Source organism: Alcanivorax nanhaiticus (genome assembly GCF_000756665.1).
In the GTDB taxonomy this organism is placed as follows: Bacteria; Pseudomonadota; Gammaproteobacteria; order Pseudomonadales; family Alcanivoracaceae; genus Alcanivorax; species Alcanivorax nanhaiticus.
In genome coordinates this window covers 17,407-37,251 of sequence record NZ_ARXV01000001.1, presented here as the reverse complement: position 1 = coordinate 37,251, position 19,845 = coordinate 17,407, and the positions used below count along the sequence as shown (strand labels likewise).

Below are 19,845 nucleotides of genomic sequence, written 5' to 3'. Positions count from 1 at the left end.
AGAGTTGCGTAAGCTGCCTTGCCTGACCTATTACGGGGCCAACAGCTCCTCTCTATAATAGGCCTCTTTGACTTGCCGGTTGACCGGGGTGACTGTGCGCTACCTGTTTCTGACATTGCTGCTAAGCCTGCCAGTGCATTCTCTCGCCGAGGATGAAGAGGACTGGGGAGAGCCGACTACAGCCTTTGACGCCCCGGCTGGCCAAGACCAGTATGCCGACCCCTGGGAAGGCTTTAACCGCAAGACCTTTGCCTTCAATGAATTGATGGACAAATACGGTCTGAAGCCGGTGGCCAAGGGCTATCGCAAGGTCACGCCTCAGTGGATGGATGACACGATCACCCGCTTTTACGAGAACCTGCGAGACTTTCGCAGTGGTCTGAATAGTGTCCTGCAATGGCGATGGAATCATGTGGGACAGAACTGGGGCCGTTTTGCGGTCAACAGCACCCTTGGCATTGGCGGCCTGTTCGATGTGGCCAGCAAGGTCAGCCTGCGCAAGCACAATACGGATCTTGGTCTGACGTTTGCGCGTTGGGGGGTGCCGGAAGGCCCCTATCTGGTACTGCCTTTCTTTGGCCCCTCCACCGGTCGGGACGCGGCAGCGATCCTGCCGGAAGACTTCATGCGTCTGCGCCACTATATCGATCACGACCTGACCCGCCACAGCTTCACTGCGGTCTATGTGGTGGATTTACGTGCAGATCTACTGGATCTGGAAAGGAACATCGTGGGAGATCGCTACACCTTCCTGCGCAACGCCTACCTGCAACGTCGTCGCTTCGAAACCGGCGACATGCCATCCCTGCGCTTCCCGGACATTGAACAGCGCGATAGCGAGATGGAGCAGGAGTATGAGGACTGGTGAGGCAGTGAACAGTTAACAGTGAATAGTGAACAGCTGCGCGAACAGCGCTTTTCTTGATTTGTAAGCAATGAGGCCGCGCTCAACTCTTGGACGCGGCCTCTTGCGCTGTAAATTCAAAAAGTGCGCTGATCGCGCAGCTGTTCACTGTTAACTATTCACTGTTCACTGCCTTCAAGCGCCTTCATCTTCGCCCTTATATAATCCCCATGTGACACATAGAGCAGGTCGCTGACGCGTCGGATCATGTGTTCTTCGTGGACGTCGGCTTTGCCGTCGGCGGCGGCCATGGACCACATGTCTTCGATCAGGGCGACGCGGGTTTCCGGGTCCCAGTGTTCGCGCAGTGGGGCAGTGAATTCGAACAGGTCGGTGGCCTGGTCGAGGCGTGACTCGATTTCGCCGAGAATGTCCTGCATCTCGACCGGATCAAGATGCCAGCGGGTTTGTACGGTTTCCAGTAGATGGCGGGTTTCGTCTTCGTCCACTTCGCCATCGGTACGCGCCACTTCCAGCAACAAGGCGGCCGCAGCACGATGCAGATCATGCTGAGTGGTTTCCGGAGTGTGGTTGTCGGTTCCGAATAATTGGTTCAACCAGCGCAAATCGGCTCCTTAATTCTCAGTGATGTTTCACTTCAACAGCGCTTCCAGGGCCAGTTGATCCTTGGCGAAACGGCGAATGCCGTCTGCCAGCAGGTCACAGGCCATGGGGTCATCATTCATTTGCCAGCGGAAGCCGGCTTCGCTCACTGGCGTCCAGCTATCTTCAGGAGCCACCAGTTCAGGGTCCAGCCTACGGGTAAGACTGCCGTCGCGGCCAGCAAGTTCCTCCAGCAGGGCCGGGCTGATGGTGAGTTTGTCACAGCCGGCCAGCGCTTCAATCTGGTCTGCATTGCGAAAGCTGGCGCCCATCACGATGGTGTCCAGCCCACGGGCTTTGAAGGTATTGAATATTTGCCGTACGGAAATAACCCCGGGGTCGTCTTCCGGCGTATTGATCTCCATGCCGTTCTTGCGGTGCCAATCGTAGATGCGGCCCACGAAGGGAGAAATCAACGTGGCTCCCGCTTCGGCAGCCGCCAGGGCCTGGGTCTGGTTGAACACCAGGGTAAGGTTACAGCGCGTTCCTTCTTCCTCAAGAATCTGAGCGGCGCGAATGCCTTCCCAGGTAGCGGCAATCTTGATCAGAATCCGGGAGGGATCCACATCCAGTTCCCGGTAGATGCTGATCAGGCGTCGGGCTTTCTCGACGGTGGCGCGAGTATCGAATGACAACCTTGCATCTACTTCTGTCGACACTAATCCCGGCACCCGCTCCAGAATGGCCTGGCCAGCAAGACAGGCGCTGGTGTCGGTCAGCCAGTTGATGTCACCAGCGTGGCCTAGTGCACGGGTCAGCTCGGCGGCTTGGTCCAGCAGTTCGCGATACCGCTCGTCACGGGCCGCAGCCAGCAGAAGAGAGGGGTTGGTGGTGGCATCTTCCGGTGCCAGTGCGGCGATCATGTCGAGATCGCCGGTATCGGCAACCAGGGAGGTCCATTGGGCGAGCTGTTCGCGTTTATTCACGGTTTCCATTCCTTGTGTTGTCATGGCGGGGGAGGTTACATCCGCCATATGACAGGATTCTTGCTTGGTGCTCAGGGGCGAGTTACGAGAAGCGAGTTTCGAAAACCAACAATCTTTTGCCTTTCGAAACTCGTTACTCGCGTCTCGCCAAAGCGGACCAAGGTGGTACGACAAAGGTAAGCAATGTTAGTGCCGACCTCTGTGAAAGAGTTGCCTGCCTACAGGCTAAGGCAGTTGCGCCAGAGCGTCCATTAGCACTTGTGGGGTCGTGTCGGGCTTGTGCATGTTCTCGCTCAGGTGGCGGCGGAACTTGCGGGCCCCGGGTTCGCCCTGGAAAAGGTTGAGGATGTGCCGCAGCGAGTGTTTGGGAGCATGGCCCAGAGCGAAGCGGCGCTCCACATAGGGCAGGAACTGTTCTGCAATCTCGCGACGGCTGGCGACCGGGTGGTGGTCTCCAAACACGATACGGTCTGCCTCGGCGAGGAAATAGGGGTTCTGATAAGCTTCACGGCCAATCATTACGCCATCCACTTCGCCCATGTGGTCGTGCACTTCCTGCAGTGTTTTCACGCCACCGTTGAGAATGATCTCGAGGTGCGGGAAGGCCTGCTTGATGGCATAGGCGCGCTGGTAGATCAGCGGTGGAATTTCGCGATTTTCCTTGGGCGATAGCCCGCTCAGAATGGCCTTGCGGGCATGGATGGTGAGGCTGGTACAGCCGGCTTGTTCCATGCGCTCGACAAAGCGGAACAGGAAATCATAGTCATCCTGATCGTCGATGCCGATACGGGTTTTCACGGTAACGGGCACTGAAACAGCCGAACGCATGGCTTCCACGCAGCGCCCCACCAGGTCTGGTTCTGCCATCAAAATAGCGCCGATCTTGCCCTGTTGTACCCGGTCGGATGGGCAGCCCACATTCAGATTGATCTCGTCGTAGCCATACTGCTCGCTGATTCGGGCCGCTTCGGCGAGTTCCTGAGGGTCGCAGCCACCCAGCTGCAGCGCCACTGGGTGCTCTTCATGGTTGAATGCCAGAAAGCGGTCACGGTCGCCGCGGATAATGGCCTGAGCCACCACCATTTCGGTGTAGAGCAGGGTATGCCGGGTGATCAATCTGGCCAGATAACGATAGTCCCTGGTCGTCCATTCCATCATGGGTGCCACGCTGAGGCGGCGATCCAGCGGCGGCAGGGCGGATGTCGGGGTCTGGATCATAGGATTGGGCGGCATTGTGAAGGCTGTGAACAGGGGGGCGCATTGTCGCATGTCATGGCGCTTTGGCGTAGCCCCCGGATGGGCTGCCTGTCTTGCGCCTGGTGGATCTGGTAGACTCCGCGACCTTTCTACGTGGGCAACTTTGCTTTGCCGCGCGTCTCGTATCGTCGTCAAGGTACTGATTTCATGTTTCGTTCTATTCAGCAGGAATGGTTCAGTAATATCCGTGCGGATGTGCTGGCCGGCACCGTTGTCGCGCTGGCATTGATCCCGGAAGCCATTGCTTTCTCGATCATTGCCGGTGTGGATCCCAAGGTGGGGCTGTATGCCTCTTTCTGTATTGCCGTTGTTACGGCCTTTGCCGGCGGTCGACCGGGCATGATTTCCGCCGCCACGGCGGCCATGGCGCTGTTGATGACCGATCTGGTGAAAGATCACGGTCTTCAGTACCTGTTGGCGGCCACGGTGCTGACCGGGGTGTTCCAGATTATTGCCGGTTTTATCAGGCTGGATCAGTTGATGCGGTTCGTCTCCCGCTCGGTGGTGACGGGCTTTGTGAATGCCCTGGCGATTTCCATTTTCATTGCCCAGCTACCCGAGCTGACCAATGTGACCTGGCACGTCTATGCGCTGACCGGGCTTGGGCTGGCGATCATTTATTTACTGCCTTATCTGACTACGGCAGTGCCGTCCCCGCTGATTTCCATTGTGCTGGTGACGGGTCTGGCGCTGTGGATGGGCCTGGATGTGCCTACCGTGGGGGACAAGGGGGCGCTGCCAGACAGTCTGCCGATGTTCCTGTTGCCGGACATTCCTCTCAACATGGAGACGTTGCAGATCATCCTGCCGTACTCCCTTGGGTTGGCCGTGGTGGGTTTGCTGGAATCCATGATGACCGCCACCATTGTGGATGAACTGACCGATACCACCAGCAACAAGAACCGTGAATGCAAGGGGCAGGGTATTGCCAATATTGCGGCGGGGCTGCTGGGGGGCATGGCCGGTTGTGCAATGATCGGGCAGTCCGTGATCAATGTGAAATCCGGTGGCCGCAAGCGTTTGTCTACGCTGGTGGCTGGTGTCTTCTTGCTGATTCTGGTGGTGTTCCTGGGCAAGTGGGTTTCCATGATCCCGATGGCGGCTCTGGTGGCCGTGATGATCATGGTCTCCATCGGTACTTTCAGCTGGGAGTCCATCACCAATACGATGAAACACCCGTGGAGCAGTACGGTGGTGATGCTGGCGACCGTGGCCGGGACCCTCGCGACCCATAACCTGGCGATTGGTGTTGGTGTGGGGGTGATCCTCAGCGCGCTGTTCTATGCCAACAAGGTCGGGCGTGTTTTCTATGTGCAGGCATCTGAGGATGAGGCCGACGGGCACCGTGTTTATCAGGTTGTGGGGCAGGTGTTCTTTACCTCTTCCGAGCAGTTCCTCGGGTCGTTTGATTTCAAGGAAGCCATTGATAAGGTCACCATTGATGTTCACCGAGCGCACTTTTGGGATATCACCGCAATTGGTGCGCTGGACAAGGTAGTGATCAAGTTCCGTCGCGAGGGCACCGAAGTGAATATCATCGGCCTGAACGAAGCCAGCGCAACCCTGGTGGATAAGTTTGGCGTGCACGACAAGCCCGCCGAGGTCGAGAAACTGATGGGTGGCCACTGAGCCAGGGAGAGAGTCCATGACAAATATAATCGCCTGTATTGATGGCTCCGCAGCGACAGCCTCCATCTGCGACTATGCAGCCTGGTCTGCACAGCGACTGGATGCCCCCCTGACACTGCTGCATGTGCTGGATCACTCCCGTTATCCCGTCGCGGCTGATTTCAGCGGTAATCTGTCTTTGGGGGGGCGTGAGCACCTGATGCAGGAGCTGGCCGATCTGGATGCCAAGCGTAACCGGGTGGCACTGGAGCAGGGCAAACTGATGCTGGAAGCCGCCCGTGAGCGGGTGGTCGCGCTGGGAGTCGACGGTCCTCAAGAGCGCCAGCGCCATGGTGATCTGGTGGACACCCTGACTGGCCTCGAAGATGAGATGCGCCTGTTGGTGATCGGCAAGCAAGGTGAGGAGCATGAGGGGGTCGGTGCCCAGCTGGGCGATAACGTGGAACGGGTAATTCGTGCTGTGCACCGCCCGATTCTGGTGGCAGCAGGTGAGTTCCGCGAGCCGAAAACCATCCTGCTTGCGTATGACGGCAGTGACACCACCCGCAAGGGGGTGAACATGCTGGCTGACAGCCCGTTGTTCAAAGGTCTGGATTGTCACCTGGTAACGGTGGGCAACCGTGAGGCGGATCTGGACTGGGCGGCAGAAAAACTGACGGCGGCAGGGCATCAGGTACAAACGGCGGTGCTGGACGGTGAAGTGGAGCCTGCGCTACACGAATACCAGCAATCACAAAATGTCGATCTGGTGGTGATGGGCGCCTATGGGCATTCGAGGATCCGGGAATTTTTTGTGGGTAGCACCACCAATAAGATGATCCGCGAGGCCAAGGTTCCGCACTTATTGTTACGATGAGTGATTGGGAATGGAAAAGGGCCTCGATGAGGCCCTTTTTGTTTTGTGTCCGTTATTCCACTGTGATGGTGATTTCCTGCGACATGACAGGTGGCTCATGAGGGATGTGGCGGAAATCCCCCAGCAGTAGCTGCAGGGTATGCTCGCCGGGTTCCAGTTCCAGAGTCGTGGAGGTCTGGCCCTTGCCGAAGTGCACCACATTGTCGTTGGCTGGCAACGGCATGCCCATGTCCGGGGCCTCAGCCAGATCGATCAACAGATGGTGATGGCCGCTGTTTTCCTGCTCGGTGCCTGCCGGAATCACCTCCATTCCTTCCAGGCCGAATTCTACAGTGACCGGGCTGGTTACTGTGTCGCCGTTGGCCGGTGTCACGAAAAATACCTTGGCACCTTCCGGAGCAGCGGAACGAGCGATCTGCGGTGCGGCTTCTTCGGCCGCAGTGTCCATGGAGGCCATATCATGGCTGGTTTCTTCTGCGGCAGCTGCGGTCTGTTCGGTTTCACTGGCCATGGGCTCTTTTTCGTCAGAGCAGGCCTGGAGAAGGGTGCTGCTGGCCACCAGGGCCACGAGCAGGGAGCGTTGGAAGGGAATACGCATGCTTGTTTCCTTTGCTTGGTTATTGCCGATAATGCGCGACCGCAAATAGGGCAGCCGCAACGTCATAATCCTGAAACAGGCCAACAATAGCAGAATCGGACGGGCTGGCGTCTACATGGCGCACGTTTTGACAGGTATAATCCGCGCCAGTTTGCACATATGGAGTCAGCATGACTGTTCGCACCCGCGTAGCCCCATCCCCCACTGGTGACCCCCATGTAGGTACCGCCTACATAGCCTTGTTCAATCGCTGCTTTGCCCACCAGCACGGTGGCCAGTTCATTCTGCGCATCGAAGATACCGATCAGACCCGCTCCACCAATGAGTCTGAGCAGATGATTCTGGATTCTCTCAAGTGGTTGGGGTTGAGCTGGGACGAGGGCCCGGATGTCGGTGGCCCTCATGGTCCTTATCGACAGAGTGAGCGTAAGGACATGTATCGAGAGTATGCTGAGACGCTGATCGAAAAAGGCCATGCGTTCAAATGCTTCCGTACCAGTGAAGAGCTGGATGTGCTGCGAGCAGAGCTGAAAGAGAAGGGCGAGAATCGTGCTCTCAAACCTCAGGATTTGGAGTTGTCTGCTGAGGAGCAGTCTCGCCGTGAAGCAGAGAACGCACCCTACGTGATTCGCATGCGGGTGCCGTTTGATGGTCGCTGTGAGATCCAGGATATGCTGCGTGGTACGGTGGAGCTGGACTGGGCTTTGGTCGATGCGCAGATCCTGCTCAAGTCCGATGGCATGCCGACCTATCACCTGGCCAATATCGTGGACGATCACCTGATGGAGATCACCCATGTGATTCGGGGTGAGGAATGGCTCAACTCCGCGCCCAAGCATAAGCTGCTGTATGAATACTTTGGCTGGGATATGCCTGTGCTGTGCCACATGCCGTTGCTGCGCAACCCGGACAAGTCCAAGCTGAGCAAGCGAAAGAACCCCACCAGCATCCTGTTCTATCAGCGCATGGGTTACCTGCCCGAAGCGCTGGTGAACTACCTGGGGCGTATGGGGTGGTCCATGCCGGATGAGAGCGAGAAATTCTCCCTGGAGCAAATGCAGGAAGCCTTCGATATCCAGCGGGTGTCTCTGGGTGGTCCGGTATTCGACGTGGAAAAGCTCAGCTGGCTGAACGGTCAGTGGCTCCGTGAGCAGAGTGATGAGCAGTTTCTCGACTCCCTGCTCAACTGGGCCTACAACCGCGATTACGCCATGAAGATTATTCCTCACCTGCGCCAACGGGTGGAGACGCTGTCTGAAGTGGCGGACAAGGCGGCTTTCTGCTTTAACGGTATGCCGGCCATTACTCCGGCCAGCTTTGAGCACAAGCAGTATGGTGCCGAGGATATGGTGGTGTGGCTGCAGTATTTGCTGTGGACCTACGAAGCACGCAGCGACTGGAGCCGTGATGGTCTGTTCGCCGATGCCAAGGCCATTGCCGATGCGCTGGAAGTAAAGATCAAGGACTTCCTGTTGCCCGTTTTCATCGCCATCGCCGGCACCAGCGCCAGCTTCTCGGTGGTGGATTCCATGGAAATCATCGGTTCTGACGTCAGCCGCGCGCGCATCCGCCATGCCATCGAGGTGTTGGGCGGGGTGTCCAAGAAGCAGATGAAGAAACTGGAGAAGGCGTACCGCGATCTCCCGGTGGGCTGAGCTACAAGTAGCAAGTTTCAAGTTGCAAGGCGCGGTTGAGGGGCCTAGTGCATTCTGAGGCCATGCCCGCGACCGAACCTTCAATCGCGGCGTCGGCGTTTCAGTTTTCCGGAGCGGTTATCGCGTTGCAACTTGTAACTTGTAACTTGCTCCTGATTTTGTCCAGTTTTTCAACAGCTTGCTCAGGATGTAGTCAAATAGACTTCATTCTGAAAAAAACCGGCGCTTGGCGCTTGACAGCTTAGGGGTGGCCGGTAGAATACGCCGCACCTACCGAGACGCACATTGTCTCACTGGTATCTGGGGCTATAGCTCAGCTGGGAGAGCGCAACACTGGCAGTGTTGAGGTCAGCGGTTCGATCCCGCTTAGCTCCACCAAACACGTCCCCTTCGTCTAGTGGCCTAGGACACCGCCCTTTCACGGCGGTAACAGGGGTTCGACTCCCCTAGGGGACGCCACATAAAGAAGCCTCACTCGAAAGAGTGGGGCTTTTTTATTGGCCGCCCCGCGGCTGCTGGACGCTCCATGCAACACGCAAAAGTGGCACACCATGACGGTGTGGAGTCTGGCCCTGTGGGAGTCTGCCTGTAGAAGATAGGGGTGGGGAATTCGCTTGCAGGCAAGCTCCCACGGGGTCGGTGCTGCCGGCTGCTGTCTCTACAGGGCGTCTGAGATCCGTTTTGCCAGGGTCAGGATGTCAGTTTCCACCCTGAAGTCGCCTTCGATGCGGTTTTCATCTCCCTCCCGGTATTTGCCGGTCTGTACCAGACTGGCCTGCATACCTACGTGGAGTGCGCCTTCCACGTCGCCGTGGATGTCGTCACCCACCATCAGCGTCTCCTCGGCAGGGGTTCCCAGACTGTTCAGAACCTGTTCGAAGAAGGTCCTTGAGGGTTTTCCGGTGATGATGGCGGTTTTTCCGCTGGCGTATTCCAGAGCGTGGACAAAGGGGCCAGCATCCAGATGCAGGCCATCGTCCAGTTGGTAGTAGCGGTTGTCGCCAATGGCAACCAGGCTGGCCCCTGCCTGCAGCAACCGGAAAGCCTTGTCGAGGTGGTCGTAGTCAAATTTGTCACCGGCGTCGCCGAGCAATACGGCATTGGGCTGGTTGGTTTCCAGCTCGGCAAATTCCTGTTTCAGGTTGGGGTGAATCAGGCAGTAAGGCGTCAGACTGTGGTGCTTGAGATAGTCGTGAGCTGCCTGAGGTGCGGTGAAGAGTTCCGAGGGGTGGATATCCAGGGCCAGTGTTTCAAGGTCGTTGAGGATCTGTAGTCGATTGCGCTGCGAAGTGTTGGTCACAAAGCGTAGCGGTAATCCAGTGGCGCGCAGAGTCGCCAAGGCTTCCCTTGCGCCCGGCAGGGCTGTGGGGCCTTGATAAAGTACGCCCGCCAGATCCAGGCAGACGGCCTTGAGAGAAGACGAAGCAGGCATGACAAGGCCTCCTTGGTTGCTCCCAGCATAGGCCTCCTGTCAGGGCTGGCTCAAGCGACTAATGGTCAAAATATGCGCGATTTTCTCGCCGTCCCAGATGTATTCGTAGTGGCAGGAGGGGACGACCGAAGTGATGGCTTTGGGGGTGAGCAGTGCGTAGCAGAGCGCGCCGGGGGCGCGGACAGATTCATACCTCAGGCCTGTTTCCTGGTGGGCCTTCAGGTGAGAGCCCAGTTCCTGAGCCGGTCGGTAATCATCGGGGTGATGGTATCGGGGCTGCTTTCTTGCCGGGCTGATATCCAGCAGTTCTGCGCTGAATTCGGTTTTCAGTCCGCCCATGACGATACGGTCGTATTTCAGCCCCTCCACATTCTGGAAATAGCGCTCCTGATGGTAGCGCGTTTCTGCGATGGCGGTGTGGATATGGTCTGCGCAGTAGAACACCCCGAAGTCGCCGTCTGAGAAGCGTGATCCTGCCGGATTGACATGGACAAAGGGGCCAAGCGCGTAATTGCAACCAGGGATGCCCCAGGGACGCTGATCCTCCGGTACCCGGTTGAGCTGACCGACCTGTTGCTGAAGGCGAGGGTTGGTCAGGGCCTGAACGGCAAAAAGGGCGTCAAAATCCGTTTGATCCGCTACATCGTCAAAAATGTGGATAGGCGGGAACTTGCTATTCACCAGGCGAAACGCTGACTGTTGCTTGAGCTGCAACCGGGGCAGTGTCGGCGTGATAGAGGTTAGCCCCATTGCCCACCCCGCAGGCTATCCAGTTGACGGTGGACTTCGTAAAGCCCTGCCACTGTGCCGCCAGTCATGACATCCATCGGGGTGCTACCGTTGAAAAAGTGGTTGTGGTTGGCCATGCGCACGAAGCCATAGATATTGTCACGATTGCCAAACAGGGTGCGCAGCGCTTGATGGATATTGAGCAAATAGCTGAGGCGCTCTAGCAGATCGGCGCTGATACGAGCGCTGTCAGGTTGACTTTGATACTTGTGCAGGGTGGAACGGCCGACTCCCAGTAACGCCATTTTTTCCTTTTCGGTGCACTGCCAGTGGCGGAGTAAATTCAGCACAGCACGCAGCGCAGCACGGCGGGCGCTGTCATCCAGAGGCTGCGTACTGATTTGTGTTGAGGGTTGCATGCTGACACCTTAGCGATGATTGACTTGGATTCCATTATGGGTGTAATTCACCTTTATGTCTATTTATGGACTTAATGTAAAATCTTGGAATGTGGTGCTTTTTGGCAGAACCAGGGGGTGTTCTCGCAGGTCTGTTGGCTAAATGGCAATTTCAGGGACTCTCTATGCTTGCTATGCCTGTGTTTTGGCGCTTTATCCGCCCACTGTTGTTGGGTGGCGTGCTGCTGGCCTTTCAGAATATCTGTATGGCAGAGCAGCGGACGGTGATTGATGCTCATCTTCACTATGTGGATTTTATGCAGGAAACAGAGGGCATGGAGGCTCTCATGGAGGCCATGGACAAGGCGGGAGTGGAGCAGGCCTGGTTGTTCGGACTGCCGGTGATGAAGAAGTGGCAGGCGGACGCACCGCGTAAACCACGCTACTACCTGGGAGATGAGTCTCCGCTGTATTACTACAGTGCTACGGACGACATTGTTGCACAGGCGGTGCAAGCGCTACCGCAGGAGCAGCGCGAGCGGGTGAAACCCTTTATCAGTGGTTTTAACCCTACTGATCTCCACGCTGCTGAACAGATCGAGTCGTTGATCAGGCGTTATCCGGGTATGTGGTATGGCATCGGTGAGATCCTGACCCGGCATGATCAGCTCACCGCCCTGACTGAAGGCGAGACACCGCGGGCCAACCATCCTGCGCTGATGAGGGTTTACGAGGTGGCGGCCGAGCATGATTTACCTGTGCTGTTACACAGTAATTTGACCTCGCTCCGGGAGGAAACGCCGATTTATTTACAGGAGTTGGAAGCGGCACTGGAAGGTAGTCCAAATACCCGTTTTGTACTTGCCCATGCGGGGACGAGCGGGGGGGTCGAAGATTCTCAGCCCCCGCTGAAAACGCTGGTACCGATTCTTCGGGCGATGCTGGAGCGCCACGACAATCTGTATGTGGACCTGTCATGGAGCGTAAAGGACCACTACTTGATGGAAGAGGGCAAGGTGGATCCTGATTGGGTGTTGTTGATCAAGCAATATCCCGATCGCTTTACTTTGGGTAGTGATCTGGTTGGGCACTTTGGCGGCCTTGCCGGGCAGATAGATGGGTATCAGCCCTTACTGGATGTACTGCCCAAAAAAGTCGCACAGCAAATCGGCAGCGCTAATGCCAAGGCGTTGCTGCCCGAAAAAGGTGCAAGAATTGTGGGCAAGTGAAGGGCCTTGGCGGGTCGTCAGCCCGTTCAGTGAAGGGGCTGACTTGCTTGCATCAGGCCGGTTTGTTCCGCGTAAGTCGGCGGAGAAGGGCGGAGGTGTCCCAGCGGCCGCCCCCCATTGCCTGTATTTCGCGGTAGAAGTCGTTTACCTGAGCGGTGACGGGCAGAGGAGTGCCATTGCGCGAGGCTTCATCAAGGCAGATGTCCAGATCCTTGCGCATCCAGTCCACGGCGAAGCCGTGATCAAAATTGTCCTCCAGCATGGTCTTGTGACGATGGATCATCTGCCATGAAGAAGCGGCCCCTTGGCTAATGGTGGCGAAGACCTTTTCGGCATCCAGTCCCGCGTTCTGTGCGAAGGCGACGCCTTCAGCCAGGGCTTCGACCAGGCCGGCGACGCAAATCTGGTTGACCATCTTGGTCAGCTGGCCGCTGCCTGCGGGGCCCATGAGATTGCAGGCTTTGGCGTAGAGGTTGAGCGTTGGCAGGGCCTGGTTGAACACCTCTTCCTCTCCGCCACACATGATGGACAGCTGTCCGTTTTCCGCGCCTTGCTGGCCGCCAGAAACCGGTGCATCCAGAAAGTAGGCCTGCCGTGCCCGGCAGGCCTGATCCAGCTCCCGGGCCATGGCGGCACTGGCAGTGGTGTGGTCGATAAGGATGGCTCCAGCAGTCAGCGTCTCCAGGACGCCGTCTGAACCCAGAGTGACTTGTCTAAGGTCTTCATCGTTGCCAACACATAGGCAGACGATGTCGGCACCTCGAGCGGCTTCAGCTGGTGTGCCGGCAATGTTCGCACCGTCGTAGTCGGCTTGCCACTGCTGCGCTCGACTGAGAGTGCGGTTATAGCCTGTTACCTTGAGGCCTGCGCGAACCAGATGACCGGCCATGGGGTAGCCCATGGTGCCGAGGCCAATAAACGCGATGTTGGGGGCCGTCATTATTGGGCTTCCTTTACGGCTTCAACCTCAGGAGCGGCTGAGAGGGAATAGGCGGCAAAACGGGGTTCGGTAAGGCTGCCCAGATAGAGCGTATCGCCAAACTGCTCCACACTGGTGATCGGGGCGAAAGCTCCAGCGCTGGTGTCCTGGAGGTTGTGTGTGACTTCGCCCTGTTCATTCAGGCCCAGCACGAAAGCGTGATGTGCGGGCTGAGGTTGCAGAAATTCTGGAAGTCGAAAGGCGACTTTGCGAAGCAGGGGTTTATCTGACATGGCGTCTAGCATGGCGTTACGGGGGCTGAAAAGTGCCACCCAGAAGGTACCGTTGCCATTGGCGGAAATGCCATCGGGAATGCCGGGTAGATTGTCAAAGAACACATCGTGGGAGCCTGCTTTTTCTCCCTTGAGCCAGTAGCGGAGGATGCGATAGCTGCCGGTTTCATTTACCAGCACAAAGTCTTCGTTTTGGGATAGCGCAACACCATTGGCGAACTGCAGGCCATCCAGAAGCAGTTCCGCATGTTCCCGTGCAGGGTCGTAACGAATCAGTCGGCCATGGCCACCGTGCTCAAGGATGTCGTCACGGGCTTTCATGGCCGGACCGAATTTGCTGGAGGCATCGGTGAAGTAGAGAACGCCGTTACTGTCAGCATCCACGTCATCCGTGAATCCGTAGTCGATGCCATCCAGGGTATTGCTTAGTGGGCTGATGGCTCCACTTTGAGAAATGCTCAACAGGCCTTTGTAGCCATCAGCAACAATCAAATTGCCGTTCGGATCGAAATCCAGCCCGAGGGGGCGTCCTTCAGTGTTGGCAATCAGATCAGGTTCGCTGCCATCCGGATTGAAGCGCACAATGCGTCCATCCACGTAGCCCACATACAGGTAGCCAGCAGCATCGATGGCCACATCTTCCGGGCCTGCTCCTTCGTCTTCACCCAGGCTTCTGGCACTGGCCAGCGCAGCATTGACGGCGTAGGGGCCTTCAAGCGCAGGTGCTTTTGGTGCTTTCCATGCGACAGGCTCGATGGGCACAGGCCAGAAAAACAGGTAGCCAGCAATAGCTGCCAGAATTAACAGGGCGATGATTTTTTTCATGGGGTGTCCGGATCCTTTGCAAGCGAAAGGGAGATGCTTGCATGGAGGAGCAGGGTTGGCAAACCTGATTCGAGCTACGAGCTACGAGCTACGAGCTACGAGCTACGAGCTACGAGCTACGAGCTACGCTGATTGGATTAACCGTTGCTGGAAGGTTCCCTGGGTTCAAGGCTTTCTGCGAAGCCGTTGTAGGAGCCCTGCTTGTCTGGACGATCCGAGCCTAAGCGAGGTAAAGATTCCAGAAACACTTTTAAAAATGCTGGATTTTCAGCGTGCATTGCGAACCGTACGCAGCACGGACATCACTGTAGGGTGATGAGGATCCCAGGTATAAAAAAACCGCCCGAAGGCGGTTTTTTATTGGCGATAACGAAACGCTTATTTGCGCTCGTTGACCGGTACGAACGGACGCTCGGCTTCGCCGGTGTACAGCTGGCGCGGACGGCCAATCTTGTACGGGTTGGAGATCATTTCGTTCCAGTGTGCAATCCAGCCCACGGTACGGGACAGGGCGAAGATGACAGTGAACATGGAAGTCGGGATTCCAATCGCTTTCAGGATGATGCCGGAGTAGAAGTCCACGTTCGGGAACAGCTTCTTCTCTTTGAAGTAGGGGTCGCTCAGGGCGATCTCTTCCAGCTTCATGGCCAGTTCCAGCTGCGGGTCGTTCACGCCCAGTTCAGCCAGTACTTCGTGGCAGGACTCACGCATTACGGTGGCACGCGGGTCATAGTTCTTGTAGACGCGGTGACCGAAGCCCATCAGCTTGAACGGGTCACTCTTGTCCTTGGCCTTGGCGATGTAGGCATCGATGTTATCCAGGGAGCCAATCTCGTCCAGCATGTTCAGCACAGCTTCGTTGGCGCCGCCGTGTGCCGGGCCCCACAGGGCAGAGATGCCAGCAGCAATACAGGCGAACGGGTTGGCACCGGAGGAGCCAGCCAGACGCACGGTAGAGGTGGAGGCGTTCTGCTCGTGGTCGGCGTGCAGGATGAAGATGCGATCCATGGCCTTGGCCAGGGTCGGGCTGATCTTGGACTCTTCACAGGGGTTGCCGAACATCATGTGCAGGAAGTTTTCTGCGTAACCCAGGTCGTTGCGCGGGTACATGAAAGGCTGGCCCAGAGCGTACTTGTAGCACATGGCCGCGATGGTGGGCATCTTGGCGATCAGGCGGTACGCGGTGATTTCACGATGCTGCGGGTTATTGATGTCCAGGGAGTCGTGGTAGAAGGCGGACAGGGCGCCAACCACGCCACACATGATGGCCATCGGGTGTGCATCGCGACGGAAACCGTTGAAGAAGTTGCGGATCTGCTCATGAACCATGGTGTGGTTCTTGACAGTATTCACGAACTCTTCTTTCTGCTCGGCAGACGGCAATTCGCCGTAGAGCAGGGTGTAGCACACTTCCAGATAATCGGATTTGCCTGCCAGCTCCTCGATGGAGTAGCCCCGATGCAGCAGCTTGCCCACTTCACCATCAATGAAGGTGATTTTGGATTCGCAGGAAGCGGTGGAGGTAAAGCCGGGGTCGAAGGTAAAGACGCCGTTGGCTACCAGTTTGGACACGTCGATTACGTCGCGGCCCAGAGTCGGGGTATAGATGGGAAGGTCTAGATCCTTGCCCTCTACGTTAAGAGTGGCTTTCTTCTCGGTCATGGGAATCTCTCCATTGGCGGACAGGGAACGTTCCTCTGGAAGTCTCAGCGCGACTCCGTAGGGCAGGAAGGTCCTCCAAAGCGCGGTGGAAGGTAAAGTTTTGACACACCTTTGTCAACGCGAAGCCGGGAACTGACGAGTCAGACTTTTGTAGGGTAAACAGCGCGTTACGCTCTGGGAGTGTTTATGCATTGTGCTGGTGCAACGCGTTTTTTGACGCTCCGTTGAAGTGCATCATTGTAAATCAAGGCGTTAGGTAAACGCGAACGTACCTAAATGGTGCGGAGCGTTTGTTTTGCGCAAGTTGCGGCGATATACTGCCGCCCGTCAGCGCACCTGGTGGTGTTCTGATGGATGGGCCCACCCCGGCCCTGGCAGCTTGTTGAGATCAGAGTCTGCGTTTTTGATCTCAGCTACGCTACCAAGTTCCCGACAACCGCCCCGAGATTTCCGGGGCCCGGCTATAAGTAGGCTACCGTGAACGACAAGCGACCCGTTAACCTCGATCTGAGCACGATCAAGTTCCCGGTCACGGCTATAGCATCTATCACCCACCGTGTAACCGGCGTTGCCATTTTCCTGGCGCTGCCGATTCTGCTGTGGATGCTGGATCGCTCCCTGGCGTCTCCCGAGAGCTTTGCGGACCTGAAAGAACTGATGACCTCCCCGCTGGTGAAGCTGGTGGTATGGGCCATTCTGGCTGTATTGCTGTATCACCTGGTGGCGGGTATCCGCCATCTCATTATGGACACCGGCGTTGGTGAAACCCTGGAAGGCGGCCGCCGTGGCGCCAAACTGGTGTTCATCATCTCTGCGGTACTGATTCTGCTGGTAGGAGGTTGGATATGGTAACCCCGGTAACGAGTCTGGGCCGTAATGGCCTGTATGACTGGCTCATTCAGCGTGTTTCCGCTGTCATTATTGGTGTGTACCTGATCGGCATGCTGGGCTATCTGATGTGCACTGGCGATTTGGACTATGGCAGCTGGAAGGCTTTCATGGGTTCCGTTTGCATGCAGATTGCCAATACGCTGCTGGTAATTGCTGTTGCCGCACATACCTGGGTAGGCCTGTGGGGCGTAACCACTGACTACCTGACCAGCCTGACCTTTGGTAAAGCTGCCACCGGCGTGCGCCTGATTGCCCAGGTGGCAATCGCACTGGCTCTGGTGGTGTACCTGTTGTGGGGTCTGGTTCTGATCTGGGGAGGGGCGTAATCCATGTCCATTCGCACTATTACATTTGACGCTATCGTCGTAGGTGGTGGTGGTGCCGGTATGCGCGCCTCACTGCAGATGGCCCAGTCCGGCTTCAAGACTGCGCTGATTTCCAAAGTATTCCCGACCCGTTCGCACACCGTATCCGCCCAGGGCGGTATCACCTGTGCGATCGCGTCTGCCGATCCCAACGATGATTGGCGCTGGCACATGTACGATACCGTTAAAGGCTCCGATTACATCGGTGACCAGGACGCTATCGAATACATGTGTAATGTAGGCCCGGAAGCGGTGTTCGAGCTGGACCACATGGGTCTGCCGTTCTCCCGTACCGAAGAAGGTCGTATCTACCAGCGTCCGTTTGGTGGTCAGTCCAAGAACTTCGGTGAGGGCGGCCAGGCGGCCCGTACCTGTGCTGCTGCTGACCGTACCGGTCACGCGCTGCTGCACACCCTGTACCAGCAGAACCTGAAGAACGGCACCCAGTTCTACAACGAGTGGTATGCCGCTGAACTGGTGAAGGACGACGAAGGCAATGTCTGTGGCGTGATCGCCATCGACATCGAGTCCGGCGAGACCGTGTTCTTCAAGGCCAAGGCAACCGTATTTGCCACCGGTGGTTCCGGCCGTATCTACGCCTCCACCACCAACGCCCTGATCAATACTGGTGACGGCGTGGGCATGGCCCTGCGTGCTGGTCTGCCGGTGCAGGACATTGAAATGTGGCAGTTCCACCCGACCGGCATCGCCGGAGCCGGTGTACTGGTAACCGAAGGTTGCCGGGGCGAGGGTGGCTACCTGATCAACAAGGACGGCGAGCGCTTCATGGAGCGTTACGCGCCGAACGCCAAAGATCTGGCGTCCCGTGACGTTGTGGCCCGTTCCATGATGATGGAAATTCTGGATGGCCGTGGTGCCGGTCCGGATGGTGATCACGTATTCCTGAAGCTGGATCACCTGGGTGAAGAAGTGCTGCACAGCCGCCTGCCGGGCATCTGTGAACTGGCCATTACCTTCGCACAGACCGATCCGGTGAAAGAGCCGATCCCGGTAGTACCGACCTGTCACTACATGATGGGTGGTATCCCCACCAACGTTCACGGTCAGGCCATCAAGCTGTCTGGCGGTCATGAAGGTGAAGACCAGTTCGTTAACGGTCTCTTCGCGGTGGGTGAAGTAGCCTGTGTATCTGTACACGGTGCGAACCGTCTCGGCGGTAACTCGCTGCTGGATCTGGTGGTATTCGGTCGTGCGGCGGGTCTGTACATCGAAGATCAGCTCCGTCAGGGCATGACCCAGTACGAACCTACCGATGCCAACATCGACGAAGCCATGGCGCGTCTGAACCGCTGGGAGTCTTCTACCGGTGGCGAGTCTGTTCCTGCCCTGCGCAAGGAACTGCAGAGCGTGATGCAGAACCACTTCGGTGTATTCCGCAAGGGTGACCTGATGGCGGAAGGTGTGGCCAAGCTGGCTGACCTGCGCAAGCGTATCGCCAACGCTCACCTGGAAGACAAGAGCGGGCCGTTCAACACCGCGCGTATTGAAGCGCTGGAGCTGGACAACCTGTTGGAAGTGGCTGAAGCAACGGCGATTGCCGCTGAAGGTCGTACCGAGAGCCGTGGTGCCCATTCCCGTTACGACTACCCTGATCGTGACGATGAGAACTGGCTGTGCCACTCCATCTTCGACCCGAAAGCCAAGAAGCTGGGCAAGCGTGACGTGAACTTCAAGCCGAAGACCGTCGACACCTTCCAGCCCAAGGCTCGGACCTACTAACGGAGAGTAATACGATGAAAGTTAGTATCTATCGCTACAATCCGGAAACGGACCGCGAGCCGAGCATGAAGGAGTATGAGGTCGATACCCAGGGTAAAGACCTCATGGTGCTGGACATCCTGGCTCTGGTAAAAGAGCAGGATCAGTCCCTGGCCTACCGTCGCTCCTGTCGTGAGGGTGTTTGTGGCTCTGACGGTATGAACATGAACGGCAAGAACGGCCTGGCCTGTATCACTCCGCTGTCCCAGGTGGCGCCGGGTGTTCTGGAAGGCAAGAAGCCGCTGATCCTGCGCCCGCTGCCGGGCCTGCCGGTCATTCGTGACCTGGTAGTGGACATGGGCATGTTCTACAACCAGTACGAGAAGGTGCAGCCGTACCTGCAGAACAACACGCCGGCTCCGGCCATCGAGCGTCTGCAGTCTCCGGAAGAGCGCGCCAAGATCGACGGTCTGTACGAATGTATCCTGTGTGCCTGCTGCTCTACCAGCTGCCCGAGCTTCTGGTGGAACCCGGACAAGTTCCTGGGTCCGGCGGCACTGCTGCAGAGCTACCGCTTCCTGGCGGACAGCCGCGACAACGCCACTGAAGAGCGTCTGTCCAAACTGGACGACCCCTTCAGCCTGTTCCGTTGTCACGGCATCATGAACTGTGTCAGCGTTTGCCCCAAGGGATTGAACCCCACCCGGGCAATTGGTCATATCCGCTCCATGCTGTTGGAGCGGGGTATCTGACCTCCACAAGAAAGGCGGCCTGTTGGTCGCCTTTTTTGTTTGTAAATAGCGGTGAATTGCCCTTTTTTTGCTGTCTATTCGACGTTTTGCCAATTGAGGTCAGCTGGAAATCGATTCATAACATCTTTTATGAATTCGGCGTCTAACAAAACCTTAATAAAAGGGCTACACTAGATGCCGTTCGAGGTAATCCCTCGAATGCG

Annotated in this window: 19 protein-coding genes and 2 tRNA genes; 11 read left to right on the top strand and 10 right to left on the bottom strand. The window is 57.1% G+C overall.

Features of this window, described 5'->3' with window-relative positions; genetic code table 11:
- The first annotated feature begins 94 nt into the window (after window positions 1-94).
- Entirely contained in the window at window positions 95-868 is a 774-nt protein-coding gene (locus Y5S_RS00170) for an MlaA family lipoprotein (RefSeq protein ID WP_035229182.1), read from the top strand.
- Between the two features lie 155 nt (window positions 869-1,023).
- Here the strand turns inward: Y5S_RS00170 and Y5S_RS00165 are convergent, their stop codons facing one another.
- From Y5S_RS00165 to dusA, 3 genes are all read right to left on the bottom strand, one after another.
- On the bottom strand, window positions 1,024-1,470 hold the full coding sequence (locus tag Y5S_RS00165) for a tellurite resistance TerB family protein (RefSeq protein WP_035229180.1): 447 nt from the start codon (window positions 1,468-1,470) through the stop codon (window positions 1,024-1,026).
- Window positions 1,471-1,497: 27 nt separating this feature from the next.
- Window positions 1,498-2,442, bottom strand: coding sequence for a transaldolase (locus Y5S_RS00160; RefSeq protein ID WP_035229178.1), 945 nt, complete (start codon window positions 2,440-2,442; stop codon window positions 1,498-1,500).
- A gap of 216 nt (window positions 2,443-2,658) precedes the next feature.
- A complete protein-coding gene (gene dusA / locus Y5S_RS00155; protein ID WP_081939593.1) occupies window positions 2,659-3,666 on the bottom strand; it encodes a tRNA dihydrouridine(20/20a) synthase DusA in 1,008 nt (335 codons plus the stop codon).
- A gap of 171 nt (window positions 3,667-3,837) precedes the next feature.
- Here dusA and Y5S_RS00150 point away from each other — a divergent pair, with 171 nt between their 5' ends.
- The gene (locus tag Y5S_RS00150) at window positions 3,838-5,319 is read left to right on the top strand and encodes a SulP family inorganic anion transporter (protein WP_035229176.1); all 1,482 of its coding nucleotides are present in this window, start codon (window positions 3,838-3,840) and stop codon (window positions 5,317-5,319) included.
- A 16-nt stretch (window positions 5,320-5,335) separates the two neighbouring features.
- Window positions 5,336-6,175 carry a universal stress protein gene (locus tag Y5S_RS00145; protein WP_035229173.1) on the top strand — a complete coding sequence of 280 codons (840 nt, stop codon included), beginning with the start codon at window positions 5,336-5,338 and terminating at the stop codon, window positions 6,173-6,175.
- Between the two features lie 52 nt (window positions 6,176-6,227).
- Here Y5S_RS00145 and Y5S_RS00140 read toward each other — a convergent pair whose 3' ends face one another.
- Complete coding sequence (locus Y5S_RS00140; protein ID WP_035229171.1) at window positions 6,228-6,773, bottom strand: DUF4399 domain-containing protein; 546 nt, start codon at window positions 6,771-6,773, stop codon at window positions 6,228-6,230.
- Between the two features lie 170 nt (window positions 6,774-6,943).
- Between Y5S_RS00140 and gltX the strand changes: the two genes are divergently transcribed.
- The 3 genes from gltX (at window position 6,944) to Y5S_RS00125 (ending at window position 8,887) form a co-directional block, all read left to right on the top strand.
- Window positions 6,944-8,428 carry a glutamate--tRNA ligase gene (gene gltX / locus Y5S_RS00135; RefSeq protein WP_035229169.1) on the top strand — a complete coding sequence of 495 codons (1,485 nt, stop codon included), beginning with the start codon at window positions 6,944-6,946 and terminating at the stop codon, window positions 8,426-8,428.
- A 302-nt stretch (window positions 8,429-8,730) separates the two neighbouring features.
- Window positions 8,731-8,806 (top strand) — tRNA-Ala (locus tag Y5S_RS00130).
- A 5-nt stretch (window positions 8,807-8,811) separates the two neighbouring features.
- A tRNA-Glu gene (locus tag Y5S_RS00125) sits at window positions 8,812-8,887 on the top strand.
- 199 nt (window positions 8,888-9,086) lie between these two features.
- On the opposite strand, the gene Y5S_RS00120 is transcribed toward Y5S_RS00125, so the two are convergent.
- Genes Y5S_RS00120 through Y5S_RS00110 form a run of 3 tightly spaced genes read right to left on the bottom strand, consistent with a single transcriptional unit; the run spans window position 9,087 to window position 11,008 of the window.
- Window positions 9,087-9,860 carry a TIGR01458 family HAD-type hydrolase gene (locus tag Y5S_RS00120; protein ID WP_035229167.1) on the bottom strand — a complete coding sequence of 258 codons (774 nt, stop codon included), beginning with the start codon at window positions 9,858-9,860 and terminating at the stop codon, window positions 9,087-9,089.
- A gap of 39 nt (window positions 9,861-9,899) precedes the next feature.
- A complete protein-coding gene (locus Y5S_RS00115; protein WP_035229164.1) occupies window positions 9,900-10,610 on the bottom strand; it encodes an RES family NAD+ phosphorylase in 711 nt (236 codons plus the stop codon).
- A complete protein-coding gene (locus tag Y5S_RS00110; RefSeq protein ID WP_035229162.1) occupies window positions 10,601-11,008 on the bottom strand; it encodes an MbcA/ParS/Xre antitoxin family protein in 408 nt (135 codons plus the stop codon). Before Y5S_RS00110 ends, Y5S_RS00115 begins: the two co-directional genes overlap by 10 nt.
- 164 nt (window positions 11,009-11,172) lie before the next feature.
- Between Y5S_RS00110 and Y5S_RS00105 the strand changes: the two genes are divergently transcribed.
- Window positions 11,173-12,216: an amidohydrolase family protein gene (locus Y5S_RS00105; RefSeq protein ID WP_231552590.1), complete on the top strand. Its 1,044-nt coding sequence runs from the start codon at window positions 11,173-11,175 to the stop codon at window positions 12,214-12,216.
- A gap of 52 nt (window positions 12,217-12,268) precedes the next feature.
- Here Y5S_RS00105 and Y5S_RS00100 read toward each other — a convergent pair whose 3' ends face one another.
- The 3 genes from Y5S_RS00100 to gltA form a co-directional block, all read right to left on the bottom strand.
- Window positions 12,269-13,156: an NAD(P)-dependent oxidoreductase gene (locus tag Y5S_RS00100; RefSeq protein ID WP_035229160.1), complete on the bottom strand. Its 888-nt coding sequence runs from the start codon at window positions 13,154-13,156 to the stop codon at window positions 12,269-12,271.
- Complete coding sequence (locus tag Y5S_RS00095) at window positions 13,156-14,253, bottom strand: SMP-30/gluconolactonase/LRE family protein (protein ID WP_035229158.1); 1,098 nt, start codon at window positions 14,251-14,253, stop codon at window positions 13,156-13,158. Before Y5S_RS00095 ends, Y5S_RS00100 begins: the two co-directional genes overlap by 1 nt.
- Before the next feature lie 378 nt (window positions 14,254-14,631).
- Window positions 14,632-15,915: a citrate synthase gene (gltA, locus tag Y5S_RS00090; protein ID WP_035229156.1), complete on the bottom strand. Its 1,284-nt coding sequence runs from the start codon at window positions 15,913-15,915 to the stop codon at window positions 14,632-14,634.
- Window positions 15,916-16,392: 477 nt separating this feature from the next.
- Between gltA and sdhC the strand changes: the two genes are divergently transcribed.
- The 4 genes from sdhC to Y5S_RS00070 are packed head-to-tail and all read left to right on the top strand — an operon-like array spanning window position 16,393 to window position 19,642.
- Window positions 16,393-16,767: a succinate dehydrogenase, cytochrome b556 subunit gene (gene sdhC, locus Y5S_RS00085; RefSeq protein WP_035229153.1), complete on the top strand. Its 375-nt coding sequence runs from the start codon at window positions 16,393-16,395 to the stop codon at window positions 16,765-16,767.
- The gene (gene sdhD / locus Y5S_RS00080) at window positions 16,761-17,132 is read left to right on the top strand and encodes a succinate dehydrogenase, hydrophobic membrane anchor protein (RefSeq protein WP_035229151.1); all 372 of its coding nucleotides are present in this window, start codon (window positions 16,761-16,763) and stop codon (window positions 17,130-17,132) included. The genes sdhC and sdhD overlap by 7 nt, the downstream gene beginning before the upstream one ends.
- A gap of 3 nt (window positions 17,133-17,135) precedes the next feature.
- Complete coding sequence (sdhA, locus tag Y5S_RS00075) at window positions 17,136-18,911, top strand: succinate dehydrogenase flavoprotein subunit (RefSeq protein WP_035229149.1); 1,776 nt, start codon at window positions 17,136-17,138, stop codon at window positions 18,909-18,911.
- 14 nt (window positions 18,912-18,925) lie between these two features.
- Window positions 18,926-19,642: a succinate dehydrogenase iron-sulfur subunit gene (locus tag Y5S_RS00070; RefSeq protein ID WP_022986642.1), complete on the top strand. Its 717-nt coding sequence runs from the start codon at window positions 18,926-18,928 to the stop codon at window positions 19,640-19,642.
- Window positions 19,643-19,845 lie beyond the last annotated feature (203 nt).

Coding starts and splice junctions, on each gene's coding strand:
- Y5S_RS00160 (WP_035229178.1), bottom strand. CDS start 2,442: ATGGAAACCGTGAATAAACGCGAACAGCTCGCCCAATGGACCTCCCTG.
- dusA (WP_081939593.1), bottom strand. CDS start 3,666: ATGCCGCCCAATCCTATGATCCAGACCCCGACATCCGCCCTGCCGCCG.
- Y5S_RS00150 (WP_035229176.1), top strand. CDS start 3,838: ATGTTTCGTTCTATTCAGCAGGAATGGTTCAGTAATATCCGTGCGGAT.
- Y5S_RS00145 (WP_035229173.1), top strand. CDS start 5,336: ATGACAAATATAATCGCCTGTATTGATGGCTCCGCAGCGACAGCCTCC.
- Y5S_RS00140 (WP_035229171.1), bottom strand. CDS start 6,773: ATGCGTATTCCCTTCCAACGCTCCCTGCTCGTGGCCCTGGTGGCCAGC.
- gltX (WP_035229169.1), top strand. CDS start 6,944: ATGACTGTTCGCACCCGCGTAGCCCCATCCCCCACTGGTGACCCCCAT.
- Y5S_RS00120 (WP_035229167.1), bottom strand. CDS start 9,860: ATGCCTGCTTCGTCTTCTCTCAAGGCCGTCTGCCTGGATCTGGCGGGC.
- Y5S_RS00115 (WP_035229164.1), bottom strand. CDS start 10,610: ATGGGGCTAACCTCTATCACGCCGACACTGCCCCGGTTGCAGCTCAAG.
- Y5S_RS00110 (WP_035229162.1), bottom strand. CDS start 11,008: ATGCAACCCTCAACACAAATCAGTACGCAGCCTCTGGATGACAGCGCC.
- Y5S_RS00105 (WP_231552590.1), top strand. CDS start 11,173: ATGCTTGCTATGCCTGTGTTTTGGCGCTTTATCCGCCCACTGTTGTTG.
- Y5S_RS00100 (WP_035229160.1), bottom strand. CDS start 13,156: ATGACGGCCCCCAACATCGCGTTTATTGGCCTCGGCACCATGGGCTAC.
- Y5S_RS00095 (WP_035229158.1), bottom strand. CDS start 14,253: ATGAAAAAAATCATCGCCCTGTTAATTCTGGCAGCTATTGCTGGCTAC.
- gltA (WP_035229156.1), bottom strand. CDS start 15,915: ATGACCGAGAAGAAAGCCACTCTTAACGTAGAGGGCAAGGATCTAGAC.
- sdhD (WP_035229151.1), top strand. CDS start 16,761: ATGGTAACCCCGGTAACGAGTCTGGGCCGTAATGGCCTGTATGACTGG.
- sdhA (WP_035229149.1), top strand. CDS start 17,136: ATGTCCATTCGCACTATTACATTTGACGCTATCGTCGTAGGTGGTGGT.
- Y5S_RS00070 (WP_022986642.1), top strand. CDS start 18,926: ATGAAAGTTAGTATCTATCGCTACAATCCGGAAACGGACCGCGAGCCG.